Origin of the sequence: Streptomyces sp. f51 (assembly GCF_037940415.1) — a bacterium.
GTDB lineage: Bacteria > Actinomycetota > Actinomycetes > Streptomycetales > Streptomycetaceae > Streptomyces.
On record NZ_CP149798.1, the window covers coordinates 5,586,467 to 5,604,441 of the forward strand.

The 17,975-nt window shown below is 73.6% G+C and carries 12 protein-coding genes; 9 read left to right on the forward strand and 3 right to left on the reverse strand.

All coding sequences use genetic code 11. The features are described 5' to 3' along the window. Window position 1: 1 nt before the first annotated feature. Both WJM95_RS24405 and WJM95_RS24410 read right to left on the reverse strand, forming a co-directional pair. Window positions 2-475: a ferritin-like domain-containing protein gene (locus WJM95_RS24405; protein ID WP_339131934.1), complete on the reverse strand. Its 474-nt coding sequence runs from the start codon at window positions 473-475 to the stop codon at window positions 2-4. Beyond that, entirely contained in the window at window positions 472-1,137 is a 666-nt protein-coding gene (locus WJM95_RS24410; RefSeq protein ID WP_339131935.1) for a hypothetical protein, read from the reverse strand. Before WJM95_RS24410 ends, WJM95_RS24405 begins: the two co-directional genes overlap by 4 nt. 251 nt (window positions 1,138-1,388) lie before the next feature. Here WJM95_RS24410 and rimP point away from each other — a divergent pair, with 251 nt between their 5' ends. From rimP to WJM95_RS24455, 9 genes are all read left to right on the forward strand, one after another. Next, complete coding sequence (rimP, locus tag WJM95_RS24415; protein WP_339131936.1) at window positions 1,389-1,886, forward strand: ribosome maturation factor RimP; 498 nt, start codon at window positions 1,389-1,391, stop codon at window positions 1,884-1,886. A 2-nt stretch (window positions 1,887-1,888) separates the two neighbouring features. Further along, window positions 1,889-2,887, forward strand: a complete 999-nt coding sequence (nusA, locus tag WJM95_RS24420; RefSeq protein ID WP_339131937.1) for a transcription termination factor NusA — start codon at window positions 1,889-1,891, stop codon at window positions 2,885-2,887. A 101-nt stretch (window positions 2,888-2,988) separates the two neighbouring features. Next, a complete protein-coding gene (locus WJM95_RS24425) occupies window positions 2,989-3,267 on the forward strand; it encodes a YlxR family protein (protein WP_339131938.1) in 279 nt (92 codons plus the stop codon). A gap of 148 nt (window positions 3,268-3,415) precedes the next feature. Next, the gene (infB, locus tag WJM95_RS24430) at window positions 3,416-6,565 is read left to right on the forward strand and encodes a translation initiation factor IF-2 (protein ID WP_339131939.1); all 3,150 of its coding nucleotides are present in this window, start codon (window positions 3,416-3,418) and stop codon (window positions 6,563-6,565) included. A 238-nt stretch (window positions 6,566-6,803) separates the two neighbouring features. After that, the gene (locus WJM95_RS24435) at window positions 6,804-7,097 is read left to right on the forward strand and encodes a DUF503 domain-containing protein (protein WP_339131940.1); all 294 of its coding nucleotides are present in this window, start codon (window positions 6,804-6,806) and stop codon (window positions 7,095-7,097) included. Window positions 7,098-7,140: 43 nt separating this feature from the next. Beyond that, window positions 7,141-7,590, forward strand: a complete 450-nt coding sequence (gene rbfA, locus WJM95_RS24440) for a 30S ribosome-binding factor RbfA (RefSeq protein WP_339131941.1) — start codon at window positions 7,141-7,143, stop codon at window positions 7,588-7,590. Beyond that, window positions 7,587-8,492, forward strand: a complete 906-nt coding sequence (gene truB, locus WJM95_RS24445) for a tRNA pseudouridine(55) synthase TruB (protein ID WP_339131942.1) — start codon at window positions 7,587-7,589, stop codon at window positions 8,490-8,492. The genes rbfA and truB overlap by 4 nt, the downstream gene beginning before the upstream one ends. A gap of 263 nt (window positions 8,493-8,755) precedes the next feature. Beyond that, window positions 8,756-12,829, forward strand: coding sequence for a trypsin-like peptidase domain-containing protein (locus tag WJM95_RS24450; RefSeq protein WP_339131943.1), 4,074 nt, complete (start codon window positions 8,756-8,758; stop codon window positions 12,827-12,829). Window positions 12,830-12,964: 135 nt separating this feature from the next. Then, window positions 12,965-13,918 (forward strand): bifunctional riboflavin kinase/FAD synthetase, encoded by a 954-nt coding sequence (locus WJM95_RS24455; RefSeq protein ID WP_339131944.1) that lies wholly within the window; start codon window positions 12,965-12,967, stop codon window positions 13,916-13,918. Window positions 13,919-14,027: 109 nt separating this feature from the next. On the opposite strand, the gene WJM95_RS24460 is transcribed toward WJM95_RS24455, so the two are convergent. Continuing rightward, on the reverse strand, window positions 14,028-17,546 hold the full coding sequence (locus WJM95_RS24460; RefSeq protein ID WP_339131945.1) for an SCO5717 family growth-regulating ATPase: 3,519 nt from the start codon (window positions 17,544-17,546) through the stop codon (window positions 14,028-14,030). Window positions 17,547-17,975: the final 429 nt, after the last annotated feature.

The following is a 17,975-nucleotide window of genomic DNA, read 5'->3' on the forward strand; positions in this document are numbered from 1 at the left end:
GTTACGTCGGCGAGGACGCCGTGGGGGACGGGGTGCCCGCCCGCTCGGCGAGCCCAGGGAAGGCTACGCTCTCGCCGCTCCAGCGCACCGCGCGGACCGCGGCCTCGCGCAGCGCCCCGGCCGCCATGCGCCGCCGGTCTCCCGTGGCGGCCCGCACGAGGTCGGAGTACACGTCGGCCACCCGCTCCTCCAGCTCGGCCGCGAACCGTATGGCCGCGGCGGTGTCCGTCACCGGGAACGGCAGCATGTACGCGGCCGACGCGGCCTCGGGCGCGGCGCCCATGTCCTTGACCGCGCGCGTGAGTTCGTCCCGGCGTGCCCGGTGGGCGTCGTACGCAGAGCGGGCGTCGGGCTGCCGGGCCGTGCCGATCCGGGCGCCCACGACGCCGTAGCCGTAGACGGCCGCGTGCTCGGCGCCCAGCGCGGCCTGAAGGGCCTTCAGCTCCGCTTCCTCGGTCCTGTTCCGCTTGGTCACTTCGCCGCCTTCGTCAGCAGGAACGCGTGGGCCGCGCCGGCCGCCGCCACCGAGGCGAGCAGCCGGGCGAGTTCACCGGGGACGGTCACCAGGGCCTGAGTCCTCTCGTCCGCGAGCGCCAGTTCGGCGGAGGCCAGCTCGGCGAGCGCGTCCTTGGGACGGGCCGCCACACCGGGGGAGGCGCCGGCCGGGGCCGAACCCGACGCGGACGCCGGCTCGGAGGGAGAGACCGTGGCGGAAGCCGAACCCGTGGCCGACGCGGACGGGGATCCGGTCGAGGAGGCGGACGCCGAAGCCGACTCCGGTGCCGACGGCGAAGCCGATTCCGGGGCCGAGGCGGACCCCGACGAGGAAGCCGTCGCCCCCGCGCTTCCGCCCCCGAACGCCGTCGCGTGCCGGACGACCTCCGCGCGCAGCGGGCCGAGCCGCTCCGCCAGCTGCGGATGCGCGGCGATCACCGCGGTGTAGCGGTCGGAGAGGCTCAGGCTGTCGCTGGCCGCCCGCGCTCGGGCCCGGTCCGCGGCCGAGGGGCTGCCGCCCGTCGTGTCGCCGGACGGCTCGGGAGCGGAACAGCCCGCGAGCGCGAAGGCACCCGCGGCGGCCGCGAGCAGGGTCCTTCGGCGCGGACCCGACGGGGTGCGCGACGGCAGGGGGAACGACACGGCAGACGTCCTCGGAGGGCTCGTACGAATGTATGGGCGAACTGCCCGTGATCACGGTACCCGCGCGGGGGCCGATCACGGCCCAGCGGCTCTCCTCCAACTGTCTCCGGCCCCGTTCGCCGCAGTCCCGCCGGGGTCGGCCGACGCGGGCCCACCCGCCCGGTGGACGGCAACACCCCCTGCGACCGGATACCCTTTGAGCTGACACGCGACCAACCCACAACAGCACACGCGGCCGAGGAGTCACCCGGATGAGCACGACCCAGAGCGAGAGGCTTCGAGAACTCCTGGATCCGCTCGTGACCTCCCAGGGCCTCGATCTCGAGGAGATCGAAGTGGAGTCCGTGGGCCGCAAGCGAGTGCTGCGCGTCGTCGTCGACTCGGACGAGGGCGCCGACCTGGACGCGATCGCCGATGTGAGCCGCGCGCTCTCGGCGAAGCTCGACGAGACCGACGCGATGGGTTCGGGTGAATACACCCTCGAGGTCGGAACCCCCGGTGCCGAGCGCGAGCTCAAGGAGCACCGTCACTACGTACGCGCCACCGACCGCCTGGTGAAGTTCCAGCTGGCGGAGGACGGCGAACTGCTCGCCAGGATCCTGCGGGTCGAGGACGACGGTCTCGATGTCGAGGTGCCCGGCGTGAAGGGGCGCAAGCCCACCGCCAGGCGTCTCGCCTTCGGGGACATCGTCAAGGCCCGCGTCCAGGTCGAGTTCAACCGCAAGGACAAGAAGGAAGAGGAGGCGTAGCCGTGGACATCGACATGAGTGCCCTGCGGGGTCTGGTGCGGGAGAAGGAGATCTCCTTCGACCTGCTGGTCGAGGCGATCGAGTCGGCCCTCCTCATCGCCTACCACCGCACCGAGGGAAGCCGCCGGCGCGCGCGCGTGGAACTCGACCGGGCGACCGGTCACGTGACCGTGTGGGCGAAGGAGGACCCCGAGGACCTGGAGGAGGGCGAGGAGGCGCGCGAGTTCGACGACACCCCCTCGGGGTTCGGCCGGATCGCCGCGACCACCGCCAAGCAGGTCATCCTCCAGCGTCTGCGTGACGCCGAGGACGACGCGACCCTCGGCGAGTACGCGGGCCGCGAGGGCGACATCGTCACCGGTGTGGTCCAGCAGGGCCGCGACCCGAAGAACGTGCTGGTCGACATCGGCAAGCTGGAGGCCATCCTGCCCGTGCAGGAGCAGGTCCCCGGCGAGACCTACGAGCACGGCCTGCGCCTGCGCTCGTACGTCGTACGGGTGGCCAAGGGTGTCCGCGGTCCGTCCGTGACCCTGTCCCGTACGCACCCCAACCTCGTGAAGAAGCTCTTCGCGCTGGAGGTGCCGGAGATCGCCGACGGTTCCGTCGAGATCGCCGCCATCGCCCGCGAGGCGGGCCACCGCACGAAGATCGCCGTCCGGTCCAACCGCAGCGGCCTGAACGCCAAGGGCGCCTGCATCGGCCCGATGGGCGGCCGGGTGCGCAACGTGATGGCCGAGCTGAACGGCGAGAAGATCGACATCGTGGACTGGTCGGACGACCCGGCCGACATGGTGGCCAACGCGCTCTCGCCGGCCCGTGTCTCCAAGGTCGAGGTCGTCGACCTCGCGGCCCGCTCCGCGCGGGTGACGGTCCCCGACTACCAGCTGTCGCTGGCGATCGGCAAGGAGGGCCAGAACGCCCGCCTCGCCGCGCGTCTCACCGGCTGGCGGATCGACATCCGTCCGGACACGGAGCAGCCAGCCGAGCAGCGCGGGGAATAGACCGGGAATAGATCCGGCCCGCGCATCGCTTACATCACGACAACAACCGTTCGATTCTTGCCCCAAAGGGGTGAGGTCGGTACGGGGAGGTAGACTCAAGAGTGTCTGGCCGGACGCGGGCCCGCGCATGCCCTGAACGCACCTGTGTGGGGTGCCGGGAGCGAGCGGCCAAGAGAGACTTGCTGCGCATCGTGGCGATCGAGGGTGAAGGTGTCCCCGATCATCGCGGTACGCTGCCTGGTCGGGGTGCGTACGTGCATCCCGTTCCGGTCTGTCTCGATCTGGCGGTCCGCCGCCGGGCGATCCCACGGGCGCTGCGCGCTCCGGGACCGCTCGACACAGCGGCGTTGCGCCTCTACGTCGAGCAGGCAGCACCGTAAGAAGCGTCGTACGGAACCCCCGTGCGGCCCTGGTATTCCGCGAGTTGGAAGTAGGTCGAGATTGCGATGAGCACTCGATGAGCACGCGATGAGTACGCCCATGAAGTAGCGACGGTCCGGACGCAGACCCGGACCTAAAAGGAGCGAAGTGGCTAAGGTCCGGGTATACGAACTCGCCAAGGAGTTCGGCGTAGAGAGCAAGGTCGTCATGGCCAAGCTCCAAGAACTCGGTGAATTCGTCCGTTCGGCGTCCTCGACGATCGAGGCCCCCGTCGTACGCAAACTGACAGATGCCCTCCAGCAGGGCAACGGTGGCGGCAAGCCCGCCCCGCGCAAGGCTGCCCCGGTGAAGCCGGGCGCCCCCTCCCCGGCGCAGGCCGCCCGTCCGGCCGCCCCGCGCCCGCCGGCCCCGAAGCCGGCCGCGGCCGAGAAGCCCGCGGCCGCTCCGGTGACCCCGGCGGCTGCGGGTCCGCGCCCGACTCCGGGTCCCAAGCCGGCCCCGAAGCCCGCTCCGGCGGCTCCGGCTCCGGTAGCGGCCGAGTTCACCGCGCCCCCGTCGGCGCCGGCCGCGCCGCAGCAGGCCCCCTCGGCTCCGGCCGCGGGTCCCCGTCCGGGCGCCCCGCGTCCCGCCGGTCAGGCCCCGCGTCCCGGTACCCGTCCGGCCGGTGGTCCCGGTCAGGGCGGTCAGGGCCGTGGAGACCGTCCCGAGCGCGGCGACCGTCAGGGCGCCCCGCGTCCCGGCGGCCAGGCCCCGCGTCCGGGTGGTGCCCGTCCCGCGGGTCCCCGTCCGGGCAACAACCCGTTCACCTCTGGTGGCTCCACCGGCATGGCGCGCCCGCAGGCGCCCCGTCCCGGCGGTGCCCCGCGTCCCGGTGGCGCCGGCGCCCCCGGCGGCCCGCGCCCGCAGGGTGCCGGCGGCCAGGACCGTGCTCCCCGTCCCCAGGGCGGTCCCGGCGGCGCTCCGCGTCCGCAGGGCGGTCCGGGCGGTGCCCGTCCGACTCCGGGCGGCATGCCCCGTCCGCAGGGTGGCGCTCCGCGTCCCGGCGGCGGTCCGGGCGGTAACCGTCCGAACCCCGGCATGATGCCCCAGCGTCCGGCCGCGGGCAGCCCGCGTCCCGGCGGCGGCCCCGGTGGCCGTGGTCCCGGTGCAGGCGGCGGTCGTCCCGGTGGTCCCGGCGGCGGTCGTCCGGGCGGCGGCTTCGCCGGTCGTCCGGCCGGTCCCGGCGGTGGCGGCGGCGGCTTCGCCGGTCGTCCCGGTGGTCCCGGTGGCGGTGGCGGCGGTTTCGCCGGCCGTCCGGGTGGTCCCGGCGGTGGCGGCGGCGGTCGTCCCGGCTTCGGCGGTCGTCCGGGTGGTCCCGGTGGCCGTGGTGGCACACAGGGTGCGTTCGGCCGTCCCGGCGGTCCGGCGCGTCGCGGTCGCAAGTCGAAGCGGCAGAGGCGCCAGGAGTACGAGGCCATGCAGGCCCCGTCGGTCGGCGGCGTGATGCTGCCTCGCGGCAACGGACAGTCCGTCCGCCTGTCGCGCGGTGCCTCGCTCACCGACTTCGCGGAGAAGATCAACGCCAACCCGGCGTCGCTCGTCGCCGTGATGATGAACCTCGGCGAGATGGTCACTGCCACGCAGTCCGTCTCCGACGAGACCCTCCAGCTGCTCGCCGGCGAGATGAACTACGTCATCGAGATCGTCAGCCCGGAGGAGGAGGACCGCGAGCTTCTCGAGTCCTTCGACATCGAGTTCGGCGAGGACGAGGGCGACGAGGACGACCTCGTGGTCCGTCCGCCGGTCGTGACCGTCATGGGTCACGTCGACCACGGTAAGACCCGCCTTCTCGACACCATCCGCAAGACGAACGTCGTCGCGGGCGAGGCCGGCGGTATCACGCAGCACATCGGTGCGTACCAGGTCGCGACCGAGGTCAACGGTGAAGAGCGCAAGATCACCTTCATCGACACCCCCGGTCACGAGGCGTTCACCGCCATGCGTGCCCGTGGTGCCAAGTCGACCGACATCGCGATCCTCGTGGTGGCGGCCAACGACGGCGTGATGCCCCAGACGATCGAGGCGCTGAACCACGCCAAGGCGGCCGACGTGCCGATCGTGGTCGCGGTCAACAAGATCGACGTCGAGGGTGCCGACCCGACCAAGGTGCGCGGTCAGCTCACCGAGTTCGGTCTGGTGGCCGAGGAGTACGGCGGCGACACGATGTTCGTCGACATCTCCGCCAAGCAGGGCCTCAACATCGAGAGCCTGCTGGAGGCCGTGGTCCTCACCGCGGACGCCTCGCTCGACCTGCGGGCCAACCCGGAGCAGGACGCGCAGGGTATCGCGATCGAGTCCCACCTCGACCGCGGTCGCGGTGCCGTCTCGACGGTCCTGGTCCAGCGCGGCACGCTGCGCATCGGCGACACGATGGTGGTCGGCGACGCGTACGGCCGTGTCCGGGCGATGCTCGACGACAACGGCAACAACGTCGAGGAAGCGGGTCCGTCGACCCCCGTCCTGGTCCTGGGTCTCACCAACGTCCCCGGCGCCGGCGACAACTTCCTGGTCGTCGACGAGGACCGCACGGCGCGTCAGATCGCCGAGAAGCGGGCGGCGCGCGAGCGCAACGCCAACTTCGCCCGCCGGGGTGTCCGGTTCTCCCTGGAGAACCTGGACGAGGCCCTCAAGGCCGGTCTGGTGCAGGAACTCAACCTCATCATCAAGGGCGACGCGTCCGGTTCGGTGGAGGCTCTCGAGTCCTCGCTGCTCCAGCTCGACGTCGGCGACGAGGTCGACATCCGTGTCCTGCACCGCGGTGTGGGTGCGGTCACCGAGTCCGACATCAACCTGGCGACCGGCTCCGACGCCATCGTCATCGGCTTCAACGTCCGCGCTGCGGGCCGCGCGGCGCAGATGGCGGAGCGCGAGGGCGTCGACGTCCGGTACTACTCGGTGATCTACCAGGCCATCGAGGAGATCGAGGCGGCCCTGAAGGGCATGCTGAAGCCGGAGTACGAGGAGGTCGAGCTCGGCACGGCGGAGATCCGCGAGGTCTTCAAGTCGTCCAAGCTGGGCAACATCGCCGGTGTCCTGGTCCGCTCGGGCGAGGTCAAGCGCAACACCAAGGCGCGCCTCATCCGCGACGGCAAGGTCATCGCGGAGAGCCTCAACATCTCCGGGCTGCGTCGCTTCAAGGACGACGTCACCGAGATCCGCGAAGGGTTCGAGGGCGGTATCAACCTCGGCAACTTCAACGACATCAAGGTCGACGACGTCATCGCGACGTACGAGATGCGCGAGAAGCCGCGCTCGTAAAGCGGTTGTGTGAGCTGGCCGGCGGTGAGAAGTCACCGTCGGCCAGCTTGCCGTTTACCCGATCGCACGGTTCCCCGCGCCCCTCGAAGGGCGCGGGGAACCGCGCGAGACGCCCCCACAGGGCCGCGGGACGGAAAACCCCCGCGAGCATCCCGGCCGTTCGTTGTACGGTTCTGATGTCCCTGCCAAGCGCCTTGGCAGGCCGTCTACCCCGTACCGGCGGGACATCCGGTTACACATGTATGTGGGGACGCTGTCCTTCGATCTGCTCCTCGGCGATGTTCACTCGCTCAAGGAGAAACGCTCTCTCGTCCGGCCGATCGTCGCCGAACTCCAGCGGAAGTACGCGGTGAGTGCCGCCGAGACGGGCAACCAGGACCTTCACCGCAGGGCCGAGATCGGCCTGGCGGTGGTCTCCGGGGACACCCAGCACCTGGCCGACGTACTGGACCGGTGCGAACGGCTGGTCGCGGGCCGACCGGAGGTGGAACTGCTGTCGGTACGACGCAGGCTCCACAGCGACGAAGACTGACGAAGACCGACGCAATACGCAAGGCGAAGAAGGAGACGGACCAGTGGCCGACAACGCGCGGGCGAAGAGGCTGGCGGACCTCATCCGAGAGGTGGTGGCCCAGAAGCTGCAACGCGGGATCAAGGACCCGCGGCTCGGCACTCACGTCACCATCACGGACACCCGGGTCACCGGGGACCTCCGGGAGGCCACCGTCTTCTACACGGTGTACGGGGACGACGAGCAGCGTGCCGAGGCGGCCGCGGGCCTGGAGAGCGCCAAGGGCGTGCTCCGCTCGGCCGTCGGCGCGGCGGCGGGCGTGAAGTTCACGCCGACGCTGACGTTCGTCGCGGACGCCCTGCCGGACACCGCCAAGACCATCGAGGACCTGCTCGACAAGGCACGGGCCTCGGACGCGAAGGTGCGCGAGGTCTCGGCCGGCGCGGCCTTCGCGGGTGACGCGGACCCGTACAAGAAGCCGGGCGAGGACGACGAGGACGACTCGGCTCGATGACGGAGAAGACCAAAACGCCCGACGGGCTTGTCATCGTGGACAAGCCGTCGGGCTTCACTTCGCACGACGTGGTCGCCAAGATGCGCGGGATCGCCAGGACCCGCAGGGTCGGCCACGCGGGCACCCTCGACCCCATGGCGACGGGCGTGCTCGTCCTCGGCGTCGAGAAGGCCACCAAGCTCCTCGGACACCTCGCGCTCACCGAGAAGGAGTACCTCGGCACGATCCGGCTCGGCCAGAACACGCTGACCGACGACGCCGAGGGCGAGATCACCTCCTCCACGGACGCCTCCGCCGTGAAGCGCGACGCGATCGACGCCGGGGTGGCCAGGCTGACCGGCGCCATCATGCAGGTGCCGTCCAAGGTCAGCGCCATCAAGATCGACGGCGTGCGCTCGTACAAGCGGGCGCGCGAGGGCGAGGAGTTCGAGATCCCGGCCCGCCCGGTGACCATCTCCTCGTTCGCGGTGTACGACATCCGTGACGCGGTCGCCGAGGACGGCACCCCGGTGCTCGACCTGGTCGTCTCCGTCGTCTGCTCGTCGGGCACGTACATCCGGGCCATCGCCCGCGACCTCGGCGCGGACCTGGGCGTCGGCGGTCACCTCACCGCCCTGCGCCGCACCCGCGTCGGCCCGTACAAGCTGGACTCCGCTCGTACCCTGGACCAGCTCCAGGAGGAGCTGACGGTCATGCCGATCGCGGAGGCGGCCGCGGCCGCGTTCCCGCGCTGGGACGTGGACTCCAAGCGGGCCCGGCTGCTGCTCAACGGCGTCCGGCTCGACATGCCCGACGAGTACGCGGGCAAGGGCACCGTCGCGGTCTTCGACCCCGAGGGGCAGTTCCTCGCGCTGGTCGAGGAGCAGAAGGGCAAGGCCAAGAGCCTGGCCGTCTTCGCCTGAGCATCGCGCGCCCCGTCGGGCGCGCGGCCGGACGGACTGCGCCCGTGGAGCGGCGGTCACGGGGTCTCGTGCCCGCCGCTCGACGGTCCCCCCTCGGTTCCCCCACCCAAGGGTGTATCCATCCGAACCGCCGTATTCACCCCATCGGGCGGGCGCTCGGAGTGAACCGGGGGAGTAGACGGGGGCGCGTTTCCCGCACGATCTTTCCCGCTGATCAACTCGCCCCTACCGTCGGATCAGGAGCGCGGCGGGGAGGTTCGGGTATGGCGGGGCGAGGCCCGCGGACCGGGTACGACGAGACGGCGGACGGCGCCGGTCGGACCGGGTACGGGGAGGCGGCGGACGGCGCCGGACCTTCGGGCGACGACGCCCTCGTACGCATCAGCGACCTGGCCGGCCGCCCACGCGGCACGGGTTTCGCCGCCGACGACCACGGCACCGTGATCACCAGCCACGAGGCAGTCGACGGCCTGGCCCGGCTCGTCCTGCACGCCCCCGGCGGCCGTTCCCGTGTGCTCGGCGCCGACGCCGTCACACCCCTGCCCGCCCTCGGTCTCGCCCTCGTGCACACCGACGGTCTCGGCCTGGTCCCGCTCCCCGTCACCGTGCGGGACCGCGTCGCGACCGGCACGTACGTCAGACTCGCCGCGGGCGGCTGGCGCGAGGCTCGTGTCCTGGACTCCTCCAGCGTGACGTACGAGACCGGCGGACGCAGCCATCTCCTGCGCGGCGCACTGGAGTTGGCGATCGGCACGGCGGGCGCGGACGCGCTCAGGCCGGGCGGCGGAGCATCCGGCGGACCGGTCCTGGACGCCCGCACCGGCGCGGTCGTGGCGGTCGTCGGCACCACCCTGCTCGCCCGCACCCCGTCCGGGGAGACCCCGGAAGGCCGTCGCGCGCCCGGTCTCGCCATCCCCGTGCGGGGCGCCGCGGAGCCGCTCGCCGAAGTGCTGGCCCGCAACGCTGCCACCGTGCCCGCGTACGGCGCCGATCTGAACCTCGCCGCCGCCCTGGAACTCACGGCGACCTCGGTGGGCTCGGACGGACCCCGCCCACCCGTCGCGTCCGGGGCAGCCGGACCGTACGCCGGAATCGTCGAACGGGACGCCCCGGTAAGGGAGTTCACCGCGTTCGAGAGCGGTCCGGCCGTCGTCCTCGGGCTCGTCGGGCCGCCCGGCAGCGGCCGTACGACGGAACTCGCCGCCCTCGCCTCCCGCCGCCTCTGGGGACGCGCGCCGGCTCCCACGCTGTGGCTGCGCGGAGCCGACCTGCGCGCCGACGACACCTCGGTCGCGGACGCGGCGTCGCGTGCCCTGGAGCGCGCCGGACGGATCGTGGCCGCGTCCCGGCGCGGTCCCGGAGAGACCGGGGCGGTGGCCGCGCGGCGGTCCCCTGCCGCGACGAGCGTCCTGCCCCCCGAGGGATACGGCGGCGAACTCGGCGACATCGCCCCGGACCGCCTGGCCGAGCCCGCCCGCGCCGCCGGCCGTCCCCTCCTGCTGCTTCTCGACAGCCCCGAGGAGATGCCCCCCGAACTGGCGCACCGCCTCCCCGCCTGGACCGAGGCGACGGCCGCGTGGCTGACGGAGACCGGCACCCGCCTGGTGGTCGCCTGCCGCGCGGAGTACTGGGAAGGGGCGGGCGCGGAATTCCCCGCGGACCTGCTGCACCGTCCCGAGCCGTGTCCGGGCGGCCCGTGGACCCCGGACCCGGACGGGCGGCCGGCCCCGGCCCTGCCGTCCTGTGTGCCGCTCGGCGACCTGAGCGAGGACGAGGGGCGGCGGGCCCGGTCCCTTGCCGGGATTCCGGAAGGCGTCCTCGCCCCGGGCGACGCACGCCATCCGCTGGTGCTGCGCCTGCTCTCCGAGGTGCTGGCCGCTCCGGTGGACCCGCCGCCACCGCCCGCCACGGCACAGGGCGCCCCCCACCTCGGCCGCGACGACGTGTTCGCCGCCCATCTCGACCTGATGTGCCTGCGCGTCGCGGTGCGGCTCGCCGACGCGAACGGACTGCGCGGCACCGCGGTGCGCCGGCTCGCCGCCCGGGTCTCCGGGCAGGTCCACGAAGCCGCGCGGCGCTGTCTCGGCCCCGGACAGGGCCGCCTGGACCGGGCTTCCTTCGAGAGCGTCTTCCCCTGGGGACCCGCCCGGGGGCGCCTCGCGGGCATCACCGGCTGGGCCTCCGCCGTCCTCACCGAAGGACTCCTCGTCCCCGCGGGCGACGGCTACCGCTTCGCCCACGAGGAGCTCGCCGACTGGATCCAGGGCTCCCACCTCGACCTGGACGCCGCACTGGCCGCCCTGGTCCACCGCGACCGCGCCACACCGGGTTCCGGCACTGGCTCCGACACCGTCACTGGCTCCGACACCGGCACGGGCTCCGACACCGGCTCCGGTTCAGGCACCGGCTCCGGCTCCCGTTCAAGCTCTGGCACGGGTGCCGGCCTCGGGTCCGGTTCCGGGCGTACGGAGACCTCGGCGCCCGGTCGTCGGCACGCCCGGCGTGACCGGTCCGGCGTGCCCGGCGCGGGAGCCGGTGAATCCGGCGCCCTCGCCCCCGGCGGACCGGACGCCGGGCCCGGCCGTCGGCATGCCGGGCGTGACCGGTCCGGCCCGCCCGGTGCGGGGGCCGGCGGTCCCGGCACGGACCCCGCCCCCGTGCCGCGTCACAGGATCGGTCCCGTCGTCGAGACCCTGCTCCTGTCGGCCCGTCACCAGGACACCGCCGAACTGACCCTCCGCCTCGCGGACCTCGTCCACGCGATCGACGAACTGCTCCCCGAGGCTCCGGACGGGCCCGACTCCCCGCACACCGCCGCCCTCGGCAGCCGGCCGCCCGCCCCGCAGGGCGACTCCCTCTGGTGGGCCACCCGTCTGCTGACCACCGTCCTGCTCCGCGTGCCCGACGCCACCCCGCACACCGGCGCGCTGCGGCTGCTCACCGAGCGGATCGTGGCGTGGAGGCAGCAGGGCAGGGCCGTCCCGGAGGAGCTCGGCCCCGCGTTCTGGGTCGCGCTGCCCGTCCCGGACACGGAACGCTTCGATCTGCTCAGGCGCCTGGTGGTGGCCGACCCCCGCCGGGCCCCGGCCACCGAGCCCGCGCACCCGGGCGGGGCCCCCGCCGCCCCGCGCCACCTCGACACCGTCTCCCGACTCCTCGCCGCCGACCCCATCGCCGTACACCGGCACCTCACCCGCTGGTTCGACGACGAGCGGCCCCTGCCCGCGACGCCGAACGCGACCGTGGCGACGGCCGCGCAGGCCCTGCTGTACGCGCACCGGCGGCGCGCCCCGGACGATCTGACCGAGGCCCTGATGACCGGCGCGCATCCGCGGGGCGACGAACTGCTGGCCGTCCTCGCCGAGGAGGAGCCCTCGGCCGTGTGCCGGGCCGTCGACCGGTGGGCCCGGGACGAACGGCCGGCGCGGCGCGCGGCGGCGGTCGCCCACGGACTCCGGGCGGCGCCGTTCGCGCCCACCCCGGCCGACCGGGAACTGCTGCGTGGGGCCGCTCTCGCCCTGCTCGCCCGCCCGGCCGACCGCGCCCTGCACGGCGGAGCGCTCGGGATCCTCGTACGGGATCCGCTCACGCGTGCCCGCTGCCTGCCGCAGGCACTGGAGCGCTTCGCGGCCGGCGATCCCCGGCTGCCGCCGAGCGCGCCGGCCGCCGCGCTCGCCACCGACCCGGAGCCCGTGCTCGCCGCGTTCCGCGACCGGCTGCTGCGGCTCGGCCCCGACACCGCCGAACTGCTGCGCGCTCTCGCCGACGTCACCACCCCCGCACTGGCCCGCCCTGTCGCGGCCCTGGTGCGGGACACGGTGGAGCTGTGCCCCGCGGCCGCCGCCTTCACGGCCGCGGACGTGGACCGGCGCATCGACCACGGGAACGCCTCCCCAGAGGTGCTGTTCCCTCTGGTCAGCGGTCTCCTTGAGACCTGCGGCAGGTCGGTGCGCGGCGCGCTCGCCCAGGTCCTGGCGGCACCGGGGGAACCCGCGTCGGCTCCGCTGCGGCGCGAACTGCTCGATCTGCTGCTGGCGCACGAGCGGGATCCGGCCGTTCTCGACACGGTGCTGAGGGCCGCCGCCGACGGCCTCGACCGCAGGGGAGAGGCGCCCACCCGCGAACTCGTGCACCGCGTCGGACTCCTGCTCGTCCGCACACCGGCCGGGGCCACCGCCTTCGACCGCGGCCTGTCCGACCTGGCGCGGTACGTCCCCGGCTTCGCCGGCCTGGTGGCCCGCTGGGTCACCGGCGCGCCCGGGACCTGGTCCGGCCTCGTCGGCCCCGGCACCCGTCACCTGATCGAGAGCCTGGCCGGGGCGAGGGCTCCCGTCTGAACCGCGCCCGCGCTCCGTGGCGCTGAGTGATCGGTCACAGCCCGATGCCGATGCAAGCCGAGAGCGCACGGCATGGCACCCTTAGAGCTGCGAATAAGGCAATCACGGACACGGGTTCGACAAGGAGCGGTCACAGTGCAGCGCTGGCGTGGCTTGGAGGACATCCCCGAGGACTGGGGGCGCAGCGTCGTCACCATCGGTTCCTACGACGGGGTGCACCGCGGACACCAGCTGATCATCCGGCATGCCGTGGACCGCGCCCGTGAACTGGGCGTCCCCTCCGTCGTGGTCACCTTCGACCCGCACCCGAGCGAGGTGGTCCGCCCCGGCAGCCACCCGCCGCTGCTCGCCCCGCATCACCGCCGTGCCGAGCTGATGGCCGAACTCGGCGTCGACGCCCTGCTGATCCTGCCGTTCACCACCGAGTTCTCGAAGCTGTCGCCCGCCGACTTCGTCGTCAAGGTGCTGGTCGACAAGCTGCACGCCAAGGCGGTCGTCGAGGGCCCCAACTTCCGCTTCGGCCACAAGGCCGCGGGCAACGTCGGCTTCCTGCGCGAGCAGGGGGAGACCTACGACTTCGAGGTCGAGGTCGTCGACCTGTTCGTGTCCGGAGAGGCCGGCGGCGGCGAGCCGTTCTCCTCGACCCTCACGCGGCGCCTCGTCGCCGAGGGCGATGTCGAGGGAGCACGCGAGATCCTCGGCCGGCCGCACCGCGTCGAGGGCGTCGTCGTGCGCGGCGCCCAGCGCGGCCGCGAGCTCGGCTTCCCCACGGCGAACGTCGAGACGCTCCCGCACACCGCCATCCCCGCCGACGGCGTGTACGCCGGCTGGCTGCACGCCCAGGGCGAGGTCATGCCCGCCGCCATCTCCGTGGGCACCAACCCGCAGTTCGACGGCACCGAGCGCACGGTGGAGGCGTACGCCATCGACCGTGTCGGCCTCGACCTCTACGGTCTGCACGTCGCCGTCGACTTCCTGGCGTTCGTCCGCGGCCAGGCCAGGTTCGACTCGATCGAGGCCCTGCTGGTGGCGATCGGGGACGACGTGAAGCGCTCCCGGGAACTGATCGAGTCGTACGACGCCGCATAGCCCTCCCTGCCGCCTCTTCGGCACCTCTCCTCTCTACGCGAAGACCCGCACCGTCCGTGGACGGTGCGGGTCTTCGCGTTGGCCGGCCCCTCGACGGAGCCCGCCCGTGCTACTGCTGCGGGGGCGCCGGAGGCGGCGGGGTCTGCCCCGGGTGCGGCGGATAGGGCTGACCGGGCTGACCGGGCTGGAACTGCTGCTCCGGCTGCGGCAGTTGGGGGTATCCCTGTCCCGGCGCCGGCGCCTGCTGGTAGGGCCGGCCCGGCTGTTGCGGGTAGGGCTGTCCGGGCTGTCCGTACGACTGCTCGGCCTGAGGCTGCGGCTGAGGTTGCGACGGCTGGGGGACCTGCCCGGGCGCGGGCTGCCCAGGGGCGTACTGTCCCGGAACCTGCTGCCCGGGGGCGTACTGTCCGGGCACCTGCTGTCCGGGGATCTGCTGTCCGGGAACGTACTGGCCCGGCATCGGCGGCGCGGCCACCGGCGGCGGGTTGCCGTCGTTGGTCCACAGCCCGTGCGACTGCTGGTGCCGCGCGAAGTCCTCGGCGACCAGCGCGGACAGGTTGAAGTACGCCTCGCGCACCTTGGGCCGCATCATGTCGAGGTCCACCTCGGCACCCGCGGCCAGGTGCTCGTCGAACGGCACGGTCACGACACCGCGGCAGCGCGTCTCGAAATGGCTGACGATGTCGTCCACCTTGATCATCTTGCCGGTCTCGCGGACTCCGGAGATCACGGTGATCGACCGCGCGACGAGATCCGCGTACCCGTGCGCCGACAGCCAGTCCAGCGTTGTACTGGCGCTGCTCGCCCCGTCCACCGACGGCGTCGAGATGATGATGAGCTGGTCGGCGAGGTCGAGCACCCCGCGCATGGCGCTGTACAGCAGACCCGTGCCGGAGTCGGTGAGGATGATCGGGTACTGCTTGCCCAGGACGTCGATCGCGCGCCGGTAGTCCTCGTCGTTGAAGGCCGTCGACACGGCCGGGTCGACGTCGTTGGCGATGATCTCCAGACCGGAGGGCGCCTGGGAGGTGAACCGCCGGATGTCCATGTACGAGTTGATGAACGGGATCGCCTGGACGAGGTCGCGGATGGTGGCACCGGTCTCGCGCCGCACCCGGCGGCCGAGCGTGCCGGCGTCCGGGTTGGCGTCGATGGCGAGGATCTTGTCCTGGCGCTCGGTGGCGAGCGTGGAGCCGAGCGCGGTGGTCGTGGTCGTCTTGCCGACACCGCCCTTCAGGCTGATGACGGCGATCCGGTAGCAGGAGAGCACCGGGGTCCGGATCAGCTCCAGCTTGCGCTGCCGCTCCGCCTCCTCCTTCTTCCCGCCCAGCTTGAAGCGCGAGGACGCGGCGGCCGGGCGACCGCTCTTGACCTTCTGCCGCTTGTTGTTGAGCAGCCGGTCGGACGACAGCTCGACCGCCGCGGTGTATCCCAGCGGGGCCGCGCCGGGATTGACCGGCTGCCGCTGGTCGTGCCGTACGGGCTGGGGCCAGGCCGTACCGGTCCGCGGGTCGACGGGGGCGGCCGGCGCGGCGGGCTGCTGCTGCGCGGGCGGGGGGCCCGGCTGGTGCGGGGGCTGCGGCTGCGGGCTCTGCGGCTGGGCCGATGCCGGGTGAGGCGGGGCGGCCGGTGCCGGGACCTGCTGATGCGGCTGCGGGAACCCGTAACCGGGAGCCGGCTCGGCCGCCTGCTGGTCCTGGGGCGAGGTGCCGGGCTGCGGGAACCCGTACCCCGGGGCGGGGGCGGGCTGAACGGCGGCCTGCTGGTCCTGGACGGGGGCCGGGGCGTTCTGCGGGAAGCCGTAGCCGGGAGCCTGGGTGTGCGGGGCCGCTTGTGCGGGTGCCGGCGCCGGTGCCGGAGCGGGTACCTGGGCCGGGGAGGGCGCGCCGGGCTGCGGGAAGCCGTAACTGCCCTGGGGGAAGCCGTAGCCGCTCTGCGGGGCGGGTGCCTGGTCCGGGGTGCCGGGCTGGGGGAAGCCGTAGGTTCCCTGCGGGGCGGGTGCCTGGTCCGAAGCATCGGGCTGGGGGAAGCCGTAGGTCCCCTGCTGCGGCGCGGCCGGGGCAGGTGCCTCGGGGGAGGGGGCCTGCGGTACCGGGGGCTGGGCCTGCTGCGGAGCCGGTACGGCGTGCTCGAATCCGGTCGGCTGCGCGGGCGCGGGCCCGTGAGGCCCGCCCGCGGGACCGGGAACACCGGGGGAGGACCACGCCGGCGGCGCGGGCTGTGGCGCCGGCGGCTGGAACGGCTGCCCGGGCGCGGGCACCGGCGCGGCCGGCCGGAAGGGCTGGCCGGGCGCGGGGGCCTGCGCTGCCGGGGGCTGGAACGGCGCCCCCGGTGCCGGTGCCGCGGGCGGCTGCTGAGGCATCGGCACCTGGTCCGGCACCCTGGTCCGCGCGTCGGGAGCGGGCTCCGTACTGGCGGGCCACTGCGGAGCCGACGCGGGGGCCGCGGGCTGGTAGGCGGGCGGCAGCGGAGGCAGGCCACCCTGAGGCAGCGGCGGCGGAGCCCAGGCGGGGGGCGCGTCCTGCACGTCCACACGCTGCTCGGGACCGGCGGCGGGCACCGCGTCCCGGGGCTCGCCGTCCACCGCCATGGGGTTCTGGTGCTCGGCGTCCCGGGGTTCCGGGTCGCGAGGTGAAGGGTCCTGGGGAGCGGCGTCCCGAGGGGAGGCGTTCTGGATCCGGAAGTCGTCGGCGAGCACGGCGGCCTCGTCGTCGGCCGGGCGCGGTTCCACCGGACCGGTGGCCGGGCCCTGGGCCTCACCGTCACGCTCGGCCGGGTCGGCGCCCGCGTCCGCACCTGCCCCGGCTCCCGGGGAAGCGACGACGGCACCGGCCGGGGCGCCCCGGTCCACCTGTACGTCGGCCACGCCGGCGCGCTGGGACTGGGAGGCCGCCTCCAGCGACTGGTAGGCGAGTACGGGATCGACGACGGGAGCGGCAGCGGGACCGGTGCCGGGCTCGGCGTCCGTCGACTGCCCCGACGGACCCTCGTGCTCGGACTGGACAGGGGCCACGGGCGCACCCGGCACCTCCGCCACGGCTACGGGTTCGCTCGGTGCCTCCGCCACGGCCACGGGTTCGCTCGGCGCCTCGGCCTCGCTCGGTACCCCGCCCCCGTCACCCTGGTCGTCACCGTCACCGTCTACGGCGCCGACCGCTTCCTCGGCCTCCGTGTCATCGTCGCCGGAGCCGGCCAAGGGCGTGTCCGTGATGTCCGGTTCCTCGGTCCCGGCGTCCTCGGAGACCGCCCGCTCCGCGATCTCACGCTTCAGGGCGACAGCGGAGAACCGCATCGTCGCGCCGCTCTCGAGATCTCCGTACCCGGAGTCCCGCGCACCGGGATCGGCGCCGGGGACGTCCTCGGAACCGTTCGGGCCGTCGGCCACTGCCGAGGGCGCCTGGTCCTCCGGTTCCTTCGGAGCCTCCGAGTCCCCCGCATCGCCCGGTGCCCGCGAGTCGCCCGTGCCCCCCGAATCGCCGGAGCCGCCCGAGGCGTTCTGCGTGTACCAGGCGGGCGGCGCGTAGTCGATGGTGAACTCGCCCGTCGTCTCGACGGCGGACTCGGCGTCGGACTGGTCATCGCCGGGCGTGGCCCAGCCCCCGCGGATCCCGTCCCGATCGCTGTTCACAATTCCTCCTGGTGTGGTCGAGCACCCTCAAGCCGTGCCGGTTCGACCGTCTGCTTGTCGTCCGCTGACGTTCACGGACGACCGAGGCCGCCCGAAGTCCGTACGAGGCCGCCCGAATTGACCGGCTCCCCGGATAACGCGCGCCACCCGTGCACGGGTTCAGGCGTCGCGCCCTGTCCCAGCCTAATCACCATGACTGTTCGCGGGGCAGACCCGTCCACCCCGCCGCGGAGACCCGTTACGGCACACCCTGCCCAGAAGTGGCGCCCGCACGCTCACTATTGACCCCGAAAGCGGACAAACAAAGCCATCGGGCGGCCAGTTGTCGTACGGCCGTGCCCGACGGCACGGTGGGCCCCGGGACGGACGCCGAGGCGGGCGGACGCGGGCAGACAAAAGGGCCGCCACGGAAAGGTCTCCGTACCGGCC